Genomic DNA, 8941 nt, shown 5'->3' with positions numbered 1-8941 from the left:
TGTCTGATGATCTACCCCGTTACAGGTGGTAGAGGCCTTCGTACAAAGGCACCAAGGTTTCGTTCTCAAACAAGGAAGACACGGATGTGCCGTTCCATGTGTTGATGATACCTTGGGCAAACAATGGCGCTGTTGGCACGATGCGAATGTTCGGGCAGTTCTTCACGGCATCCGTCGCTTCGATGGAATCCGTGATCACCAAAGACTTCATCACAGAATTGGTCACGCGCTCAACAGCGGGGCCCGACAGCACACCGTGTGTGATGTAAGCGTGCACCTCAGAGGCGCCGTGGTCCATCAGGTTCTCAGCCGCCTTACAGAGCGTGCCAGCTGTGTCGCAAAGGTCATCTACGATGATACATTTCTTGCCTTTAACGTCACCGATGACTGTCATCTCGGCAATTTCACCCGGCTTTTCACGGCGTTTGTCCACGATGGACAAAGGCGCATCAATGCGCTTGGCAAGTTCGCGTGCGCGTGCCACACCACCTACGTCAGGGGACACCACCATGATGTCTTCCATGTTGCCTTTGAAGTGATGCTTGATGTCCAAAGCAAACACGGGAGAGGCGTAAAGGTTGTCCACCGGAATGTCGAAGAAGCCTTGGATCTGTGTCGCGTGCAGGTCCATGGTCAAAATGCGCTCAATACCAGCTTCAACCATCATATTGGCGACGAGCTTGGCAGAAATAGGCGTGCGCGCTTTGGTGCGACGATCTTGGCGCGCGTATCCAAAGTAAGGGATCACAGCTGTAATCCGGTCTGCTGAGGAGCGGCGCAAAGCATCCGCGATGATCAACAGTTCCATCAAATTGTCGTTCGCAGGGTTTGATGTGGGCTGGATGATAAACATATCCTCACCACGGACGTTTTCATAAACTTCGACGAAGATCTCGCCGTCGTTGAAACGTTCCACACGGGCGTCACACAGTTGGACGTTCATACCGCGATGCATCGACAAACGTCGCGCCACAGCAGAGGCGAGTGGTTTGTTCGCGTTACCAGAGATCAGTTTTGGTTCAGAAGTGTTCGGCATTGCAGCATTCCCGATGAGTTATTTGGCCAAATGTCATGGAATCGTGATCTTGACACCGCTTACCATCCCGCTAGCGTCTTGAAAACAGCGCTCATAAGGAGAGATGCGAAATGGCACAGATTGACTACTATTTTTCACTACTTTCAGGCTTTGCTTACCAAGCTGGGGACCGTCTTGAGAAAATCGCCGCCAAACATGGGGCTGTGATCAACTACAAACCTTACGATATTATCACCCTGTATGACCGCCTTGGCGCGCCGAAGCCCGCAGATCGCCCAGAAGGGCGCAAGATTTACCGCACGCAGGAACTCACGCGATTGCCCAAGAAAACAGGACTGCCACTCAAATTGGATGCAGCGTTTTGGCCGACCAATGCGGCTCCTGCCTCTTATGCTGTGATTGCTGCGGCGAATGCTGGCGGTGGCGACATCGGTGCAATGATCGCATCGCTCAACCGTGCTATGTGGGCCGAAGACAAAGACATCGCAGATGACGCGGTGATCACAGCGGCACTCAAAGAAGGTGGGTTTGATCCGATGCTGTCCATGACCGGCATGCTCGCGGGCGCTGAAACTTATGCGCGCAACTTGGAAGACGCCCATGCCGCGGGCGTGTTTGGATCACCGTTTTACATTGTGACCGAAACAGACGAGCGGTTCTGGGGCCAAGACAGCCTAGAAGACCTTGATCTGCACCTTGCGGGCAAGCTCTAGCTCAATCAATCAGCAAAAGCGGCCAGCACAGCGTCCACATGCGCCTCGCTCGTGGACCAGCTGGCCACAAAGCGCGCCATTTGCGGCGTCTCAGGATCCCCCACAAGCGCGGTGTCTTCGCACCATAGGTGATACGCCGCGCCCTTTGCTTTAGCGCGTGCATGCATCGCACGGGGCAGGGTGGCAAAGATCATATTGCCATCGACGTCATAGTTCAGCACGCCGCCCAATTCGGTCAGCCCAGCAGCCAAACGCGCGGCCATGGCATTGGCGTGCGCCGCCAGTTCCAGCCAAAGATCATCCTCAAGCCATGCCAAAATCTGCGCGGAGACATAGCGCGCTTTCGACAGATTGTGACCGCCACGCATGCGCTGGCTTTCAAAGGCGTCGATCAATTCAGGATCAAACAATACGGCAGCTTCGGCAGCCATCGCGCCGGTCTTGGTGGCGCCTAGTGATAGCGTGCTCAGCTCGCGGGTCATTTCCCAAGGAGACACCTTGCTGGTGGCCATGGCATTGGCAAAACGTGCGCCATCCATATGCATTGGCAAGGCGCTGGATTGCGCGATATCTGCCAATTGCGCGGGGGTGTAAAGCTCCCCAAATTCAGTTAAATTTGCCAAGGACACGGCCGCAGGCGGCATGCCATGAATGTCTGTATTGTTACGGTTTGCTGCAACAATGCTGCGCAGCATTTCAGTGTCCAAACGACTGTCGTCGGACGGCAATGCCTTGAGTTTTGCGCCCCCCGCATAGAAGGTTACGGCACCGCGTTCGTCGACTTCAATATGCGCCGTCTCGTGGCAATAGATCACACCCCAAGGCGGGGTCATAGCCGCCAAAAGTGCTGCATTGGCCCCCGTGCCAGAGGTCATCGGATAGACCCGCGCATCGGGCGCATCGAACATGTCACGCAACCGATCTTGCAAGTCCAACGAGTAGCGATCTGCGCCATATGCAGGCGCAAACCCAGCATTGGCTTTGACCAAAGCCTCTAGAATTTTTGGGTGTACGCCAGAGGTGTTGTCAGAGGCAAAATGCATTAAATCGGTTCCTCGATCAGATGAGATTCCCAGTCGTCGTCATCGACTGTCAGCTCGGATACGGTCATGCCTTGGACAGAAACACCAGCCTTATGAACACTTTGCGGGTCGCCCGTCTTCAGCGGATGCCATTCAGGCAGGGGCAGGTTTTTGTGCAGCAATCTGTAGGCGCAGGTTTGCGGCATCCAATACATATGTTTGTCCAAGGTTGTTGGCGTCAACATAATGCATTCGGGAACGATGCTTTTGCGGGTCTCATATTGGCTGCACTGACAGCTTTGATCGTCGAGCAAACGGCAGGCGACACGCGTCAAATAGACGTCGCCCGAGTCCTCTTCTTCGATCTTGTTGAGACAGCATTTTCCGCAACCATCACACAGGGCTTCCCATTCCTCAGACGTCATTTTCGACATCGGGACGGTTTCCCAAAACCGGTCGCGCAAACTCATTCGAGGGCGCTCAAAATGCGTCGTGCTTTGTCGCAATCTGCGTGCATCTGCGAGATCAAATCATCAAGGTCATTGAACTTTTCTTCGCCGCGTAAAAACTCGACGAAACCGACAGACAGGTGTTCACCGTAAAGGTCACCGTCAAAGTCAAAAATGTAGCTTTCCAAACACGGCACATTCGCACCAAACGTTGGTTTCACCCCAAGGGATGCAGCGCCGCGATAACTGCCTTGGTGCTTGCCGGTCAGCACGTCCACCAACACAGCGTAGACGCCAAATTTCGGCGCATGCAGACCGTCGATCGACATGTTGGCTGTCGGAAAGCCCAGATCGCGGCCACGTTTGTCGCCGTGGTTGACGGCGCCCTCAATGCGGTGCCAGTGGCCGAGCATCTCTTTGGCGTGGCTCATGCGACCGTCCGCCAAAGCTTCGCGAATGGCGGAGGATGATGAGATGCCACTTTCGGTTTTCAAAAGCGGTGCAACTGTAACGCCAAAGCCCATTTCTTCGCCGAACCGCACAAGGTCGTCGGCAGTGCCGCTGCGCCCTTGGCCAAAGCAAAAATCAGCACCGATCACAACATGGCTGAGACCAAGCCCGTCTTTCAACACGATGCGCGCGAAGTCTTCGGGGGGCATCGCGGCCAGCTCTGCGTTGAAGGGCAGTTGGAACAGGTGTTCGACACCGTTCTTTTCCAAACGGTTGTGTTTGGATTCCGCGTTCATCAACCGAAAGGATTTGCCGTGCGGCGCGAAATATTCGCGCGGGTGCGGTTCAAAGGTGAGAATGCCAAGTGGTCCATGTTCGCGCGCCAAGTCGATAACCGCGCAGTGTCCAAGGTGCACGCCGTCGAAATTACCGATTGCGGCACTCGCGCCGCGCGCTGATTCTGGAACAGTTGTCCAATGTGTGTGCGTTTGCATGAGGCTCCTCTGGGGGAAGCCCCCGCGCGTCAGTCAAATTTACGGCTGGGCGCCAATACCATGGCGTCGCCTTTTAAAACAACGGTATCGCCCACAGTGCACTTACATTCAAGGGCGACACGACGTTTTGCATGGATGATATCGCTCACAGTGACCTCGGCCAAAACCATGTCGCCTGGGCGTACAGGGGCGAGGAACTTGAGCGTTTGGCCCATATAGACCGTGCCATGCCCTGGAAGCTGTTCGCCAATGACCGCAGAAATCAACCCCGCAGTGAGCATGCCGTGGGCAATTCTGCCTTCGAAAATAGTCTCTTGGGCGTAGGTTTCATCCAAGTGAACGGGGTTTCGATCTGTCGACACTTCTGCAAACAGTTCGATGTCGCGATCGGTTACGATCTTGCGCAAGGACCGTGTCATACCGATTTCGATATCTTCGATACAGATCGTCCCGCGGGGAAAATTGTCGAGCATATGATGCGATTCCTGTGTCATGTTGCAGTGCAGCATAACGCAGGTGTTTATATAATGCAATCCGTCGCGCAATAATATGTCGCAATTATGCGTCCATTGTTATTTTATGTTTCGCGACGGATTTCCAATTCGCTATCGCAAGAAGGAAATCGCTGCCGTTGGTGCAAGGTTTTGTTCGTTCAGCCAGTCTTGCAAGCGAACGGGGTCTGGGTTGACGGGATCGTCGCCAAACTCAGCCGCAGCCAAGCCGCCGGTGATGAACAACACATCCAAACCTTCGCCGATGCCACCCATAACATCTGTGCCAATGCCATCGCCGATACACATGATTTTGGCGTCATCCACCTGCGCGAGTTTCGACAAACGGCGACGCGCAAGGTCATAAATCGGCGGGTGCGGCTTGCCGAAATACAGGCTTTCACCGCCCATTTCCGTGTAAAGCGCGCCCAAAGCACCCGCACACCATTCGCGGCTTTCGCCACGATCCACAACGATATCGGGGTTTGCGCAGAGCAGTTTCAGCCCCTTTTGCTTGGCGTATAGAAATTCTGGCCGGTTCACATCCAGATCTGCCTTCGCATCGCGCGGGCCGGTGACAACGATGCCCTCTGCCTCTTCCAATGGCACCAGTGAGACCTCCATCGCCTCTTCCAAAATTTCTGGCGCTTCGAAGAACACGGCGACTTCGTCTGGTGTGCCGATGTGGAAGACCTTTTGCCCAACCGCGCCCATATACATCGCTGTGCGCGCGGAATCGCCGGATGTGGCAATGGCGTCATAGGCGTCTTCGGGCACGCCAAAGCCAAGCATTTGTTTGGCCACAGAGCGCCAAGGGCGCGGAGAGTTTGTCACCAAGATCACGATCCCGCCGCCTTTGCGGTAGTCTTGCAAGGCTTTTACAGCGTCTGGAAAGGCTTGGACCCCGTTGTGCACACAGCCCCAAAGATCGACAAAAAGCGCGTCGTAATTGGTGGAAATCTCGGACAGGGATTGGATCAAACGGGTCATATCGGCCTCATAGGGTATAGGTCACAGCACTGGTATAGAACGACCATGTAAAAGGGAAGAGACGTGAGCTAGGGGTGTCGCTTTCAGAAGGTTTTGACGAAGTAAAAGCGATCTTGGCCATAATGCGCGCCTTTGAGGCGCCCAAATTCTATGTAGCCTTCGGCTTTGTAAAAATCAGGCGCTTGGAATGCGAAAGTGTCGAGATAGACGCCCAATTTGCCAGCGTCCTTTGCCCGTTTTTCCACGTCCTGCAACAGTTTCGACCCAAGCCCGCGACCGCGCGCTTCTGGGCTGACCGCAAGATATTGAACAAAGACAAAGTCAGAGCCTGCACGCGCGCACAACCCGCCGAGGAAGGTCTCATCCTCATGGGCTTCGATCAGCCACGTTTCGGGCTTGAACGGCATGCCTTTGTCGTCTGCATGTTGAAACAGTAGGTCCAGAATTCGTGCTTCGCCTTCTGGGCTGGTTTCGACGTGGGACAATTTGAGCATCTTGGCCTCATGGACGTAAAACGAAAAAGGGCGCCCCATGGGACGCCCTAAGACTATATCACAACCGCACTTAGACTTTAAGGTTCGGGATGATTTGTTTTTTGCGAGACATGATGCCTGGCAACACAACCGCATCGCCGTCCACTGTCGCGCCGAATGATTTTTCAGCAACTGTTTTCACTGTGTCGTTTTGCACGAACAAAGTGGCTTCTTCCGCCAAGATGTCGACAACGAACAACAGCACGTGATCCACGCCGTCTTCTTTGGCCACATCAACCATGGAGTTCAAAAGGCTCGCTTTGCGGTCCAGAACGATTTTCGGCGCTGTTGTTTCCAAAACAGAAACGCGGAAAGCTGTGCCGTCGACTGTGAATTCTTTTGAGTCCATGCGGATCAGTTCAGCGTCAGAGAAGGCAGACACATCAGATTTCGCTTCGAACAGCTCAGACGCGTATGCCGCCATGTCGATGTTCAACTCAGCCGCCAGTTTGGTGGCCAAGGCTTTGTCGTGCTCTGTTGTGGTCGGTGAGCGGAATTCCAGCGTGTCGGACAAGATGCATGACAACATAGCGCCTTTGATGTTGTCGGGCATTTTTGCCGCGTCGTCGCCCATCAGGTCGAACATGATTGTCGCGGTACAAGCTAGCGGACGGATTGTGATATCAATCGGGCCTTTTGTTTCCAAGCCGCCAACCAATTTGTGGTGGTCGATGATTGCTGTGATGTTCGCGTCGTTGATCGCGTCTGGCAATTCAGCTGGGTTGTTGGTGTCGACGATGACAACGTCTTGGCCTGCGTCCACAGTTGTGATGATCTCAGGTTTCTCGAAACCCCATTTTTCGATCACGAAAGCTGCTTCTGTGTTTGGCTCGCCGAGCAAAACAGCTTTGGCAGGTGTGCCTTTGATTTCAGACAAGTACCAAGCCCAGATAAGTGGGGAGCCTGTGGAATCGGTGTCAGGGGATTTGTGGCCAAAGACGAGCGTTGTCATATGATATTTCCGTACAAAAGAGTGATTTTGCGCCCTTATAGGCAGTGCGCGAAGGCTTGTCACCTGCTCAGATGCAGGTGCGGCTATGTGCGTGATGCAGGGCTTTCCCATCTGTTTGCACGCCGCTACAAAAGGGTATGAGCAAACTGCGTGAAACCGATCTGTATCTGCCTGTCAAAGTCCATTTCGAAGGGCTTGGCTACGAGGTGAAAGCCGAAGTGAAAGATGCAGATGTAATGGCCGTGCGCCCTGACGCACCAGATGAGCCGCCGGTGATCATCGAGTTAAAAACCGGTTTTTCACTCATCTTGCTGCACCAAGCGATCGCGCGGCAAACGATCACCGATCAAGTCTATGTCGCTGTGCCGCGCTGGAAAGGCCGCGCCGCGTGGAAAACGTTTAAGGGCAATATTTCGATCTGCAAACGCTTAGGGCTTGGCATGTTGTCGGTGAATGTAGCCGAGGGCACAGTGCAAGTGCACAACGACCCCAAGCCCTTCAAGCCGCGCAAAAACCCCAAGCGCAAAGAAAAGCTGCAAAAAGAATTCGATGCGCGGGAAGGCGACCCGAATGTGGGCGGCACCCCAGGCGGTGGGCGCAACACAGCGTATCGCCAAGATGCGGAAAAGTGTCGTGACTATCTTATTGCGAACGGGCCCACAAAGGGTGCCGAGGTTGCGAACGCCACGGGCATCACCCGCGCCACCACCCTGATGCGCAGCAATCACTATGGTTGGTTCGATAAGGTTGGCACGGGCGTGTACGGCATTTCACCGCTCGGTGCTGCTGAGGGCAGCGACTAAACGTTGATGTCTGCAAGCCGCTACAGACGATGTATTCAGGCGCTATATTCATGAGTACGGAAAAATATCGGCCAATTGGTTGACTCACCCCCAAACGCTCCCTAACTATTCATCGTTATCACTCGACACCCTTGAGTGCTAACGATGAATTTACCCCTGTCTCTTATGGCAGGGACCGCAATTGAAACTTTGTGTAAGGAGCCGCGCAAGATGGCCTTTAAACCACTCCACGACCGCGTTGTTGTTCGTCGCGTTGAAAGCGATGAGAAAACTGCTGGCGGACTGATCATTCCTGATTCCGCAAAAGAAAAACCTTCCGAAGCGATCATCGTTTCTGTTGGCGAAGGCGCGCGTAAAGACAGCGGCGAATTGATCGCTATGTCTGTTGCAGCTGGGGACAAAGTTCTGTTCGGCAAATGGTCCGGCACAGAAATCACCGTTGACGGTGAAGACCTGCTCATCATGAAAGAATCTGACATCCTCGGCGTGATTTCCTAAGGGACCGCCAAGCGGCTGCCCCAATCGGGTGCGGCACTCAGATTTTTCACCTATCCTATTAACCTGAATTCAGGAGAGAACTCATGGCTAAAGAAGTCAAGTTCGATACAGACGCCCGCAATGCAATGCTTAAAGGCGTCAACATTCTCGCAGACGCTGTCAAAGTAACACTCGGCCCTAAAGGTCGTAACGTTGTTTTGGACAAATCTTTCGGCGCACCGCGCATCACCAAAGATGGTGTATCTGTAGCCAAAGAAATCGATCTCGAAGACAAGTTCGAGAACATGGGCGCGCAAATGGTCAAAGAAGTGGCCTCACGCACCAATGACGAAGCTGGCGACGGTACAACAACTGCGACAGTTTTGGCGCAAGCGATCATCAAAGAAGGCCTCAAGCAGGTTGCTGCTGGTCTCAACCCAATGGATCTCAAGCGCGGCATCGATCTTGCAACAACAAACGTTGTTGAAGCGATCAAAGCGGCATCACGCGAAGTGAAAGATACAGACGAAG

Annotated in this window: 12 protein-coding genes; 4 read left to right on the top strand and 8 right to left on the bottom strand. The window is 53.9% G+C overall.

Annotation, left to right across the window (positions count from 1 at the left end; genetic code table 11):
- Nucleotides 1-19: 19 nt before the first annotated feature.
- Entirely contained in the window at nucleotides 20-1036 is a 1017-nt protein-coding gene (locus tag ABF287_RS03015; RefSeq protein ID WP_347183552.1) for a ribose-phosphate pyrophosphokinase, read from the bottom strand.
- Nucleotides 1037-1146: 110 nt separating this feature from the next.
- Here ABF287_RS03015 and ABF287_RS03010 point away from each other — a divergent pair, with 110 nt between their 5' ends.
- Entirely contained in the window at nucleotides 1147-1749 is a 603-nt protein-coding gene (locus ABF287_RS03010) for a 2-hydroxychromene-2-carboxylate isomerase (RefSeq protein ID WP_347183551.1), read from the top strand.
- A gap of 5 nt (nucleotides 1750-1754) precedes the next feature.
- Here ABF287_RS03010 and ABF287_RS03005 read toward each other — a convergent pair whose 3' ends face one another.
- The 7 genes from ABF287_RS03005 to ABF287_RS02975 form a co-directional block, all read right to left on the bottom strand.
- Nucleotides 1755-2792, bottom strand: coding sequence for a beta-eliminating lyase-related protein (locus ABF287_RS03005; protein WP_347183550.1), 1038 nt, complete (start codon nucleotides 2790-2792; stop codon nucleotides 1755-1757).
- Nucleotides 2792-3241 (bottom strand): YcgN family cysteine cluster protein, encoded by a 450-nt coding sequence (locus ABF287_RS03000; protein ID WP_347183549.1) that lies wholly within the window; start codon nucleotides 3239-3241, stop codon nucleotides 2792-2794. Before ABF287_RS03000 ends, ABF287_RS03005 begins: the two co-directional genes overlap by 1 nt.
- Nucleotides 3238-4164, bottom strand: a complete 927-nt coding sequence (locus ABF287_RS02995; protein WP_347183548.1) for a bifunctional riboflavin kinase/FAD synthetase — start codon at nucleotides 4162-4164, stop codon at nucleotides 3238-3240. The genes ABF287_RS03000 and ABF287_RS02995 overlap by 4 nt, the downstream gene beginning before the upstream one ends.
- A gap of 29 nt (nucleotides 4165-4193) precedes the next feature.
- Nucleotides 4194-4637 (bottom strand): MaoC family dehydratase, encoded by a 444-nt coding sequence (locus tag ABF287_RS02990; protein ID WP_347183547.1) that lies wholly within the window; start codon nucleotides 4635-4637, stop codon nucleotides 4194-4196.
- Between the two features lie 132 nt (nucleotides 4638-4769).
- Nucleotides 4770-5645, bottom strand: a complete 876-nt coding sequence (locus ABF287_RS02985) for a TIGR01459 family HAD-type hydrolase (RefSeq protein WP_347183546.1) — start codon at nucleotides 5643-5645, stop codon at nucleotides 4770-4772.
- An 83-nt stretch (nucleotides 5646-5728) separates the two neighbouring features.
- On the bottom strand, nucleotides 5729-6178 hold the full coding sequence (locus tag ABF287_RS02980) for a GNAT family N-acetyltransferase (RefSeq protein WP_347183545.1): 450 nt from the start codon (nucleotides 6176-6178) through the stop codon (nucleotides 5729-5731).
- 31 nt (nucleotides 6179-6209) lie between these two features.
- The gene (locus tag ABF287_RS02975) at nucleotides 6210-7130 is read right to left on the bottom strand and encodes a manganese-dependent inorganic pyrophosphatase (RefSeq protein WP_347183544.1); all 921 of its coding nucleotides are present in this window, start codon (nucleotides 7128-7130) and stop codon (nucleotides 6210-6212) included.
- A gap of 137 nt (nucleotides 7131-7267) precedes the next feature.
- Between ABF287_RS02975 and ABF287_RS02970 the strand changes: the two genes are divergently transcribed.
- The 3 genes from ABF287_RS02970 to ABF287_RS02960 form a co-directional block, all read left to right on the top strand.
- Entirely contained in the window at nucleotides 7268-7933 is a 666-nt protein-coding gene (locus ABF287_RS02970) for a DUF2161 family putative PD-(D/E)XK-type phosphodiesterase (RefSeq protein ID WP_347183543.1), read from the top strand.
- Nucleotides 7934-8143: 210 nt separating this feature from the next.
- Nucleotides 8144-8431 carry a co-chaperone GroES gene (locus tag ABF287_RS02965; protein ID WP_347183542.1) on the top strand — a complete coding sequence of 96 codons (288 nt, stop codon included), beginning with the start codon at nucleotides 8144-8146 and terminating at the stop codon, nucleotides 8429-8431.
- Nucleotides 8432-8514: 83 nt separating this feature from the next.
- A partial coding sequence (locus tag ABF287_RS02960; RefSeq protein ID WP_347183541.1) for a TCP-1/cpn60 chaperonin family protein occupies nucleotides 8515-8941 on the top strand: 427 nt, incomplete at its 3' end.

Origin of the sequence: Pacificibacter sp., assembly GCF_039769035.1 — a bacterium.
Taxonomy (GTDB): Bacteria; Pseudomonadota; Alphaproteobacteria; order Rhodobacterales; family Rhodobacteraceae; genus Celeribacter.
This window is presented reverse-complemented; position numbering and strand designations above follow the sequence as displayed.

Coding starts and splice junctions, on each gene's coding strand:
- ABF287_RS02975 (WP_347183544.1), bottom strand. CDS start 7,130: ATGACAACGCTCGTCTTTGGCCACAAATCCCCTGACACCGATTCCACA.
- ABF287_RS03015 (WP_347183552.1), bottom strand. CDS start 1,036: ATGCCGAACACTTCTGAACCAAAACTGATCTCTGGTAACGCGAACAAA.
- ABF287_RS03005 (WP_347183550.1), bottom strand. CDS start 2,792: ATGCATTTTGCCTCTGACAACACCTCTGGCGTACACCCAAAAATTCTA.
- ABF287_RS03000 (WP_347183549.1), bottom strand. CDS start 3,241: ATGAGTTTGCGCGACCGGTTTTGGGAAACCGTCCCGATGTCGAAAATG.
- ABF287_RS03010 (WP_347183551.1), top strand. CDS start 1,147: ATGGCACAGATTGACTACTATTTTTCACTACTTTCAGGCTTTGCTTAC.
- ABF287_RS02965 (WP_347183542.1), top strand. CDS start 8,144: ATGGCCTTTAAACCACTCCACGACCGCGTTGTTGTTCGTCGCGTTGAA.
- ABF287_RS02990 (WP_347183547.1), bottom strand. CDS start 4,637: ATGCTCGACAATTTTCCCCGCGGGACGATCTGTATCGAAGATATCGAA.
- ABF287_RS02995 (WP_347183548.1), bottom strand. CDS start 4,164: ATGCAAACGCACACACATTGGACAACTGTTCCAGAATCAGCGCGCGGC.
- ABF287_RS02985 (WP_347183546.1), bottom strand. CDS start 5,645: ATGACCCGTTTGATCCAATCCCTGTCCGAGATTTCCACCAATTACGAC.
- ABF287_RS02970 (WP_347183543.1), top strand. CDS start 7,268: ATGAGCAAACTGCGTGAAACCGATCTGTATCTGCCTGTCAAAGTCCAT.
- ABF287_RS02980 (WP_347183545.1), bottom strand. CDS start 6,178: ATGGGGCGCCCTTTTTCGTTTTACGTCCATGAGGCCAAGATGCTCAAA.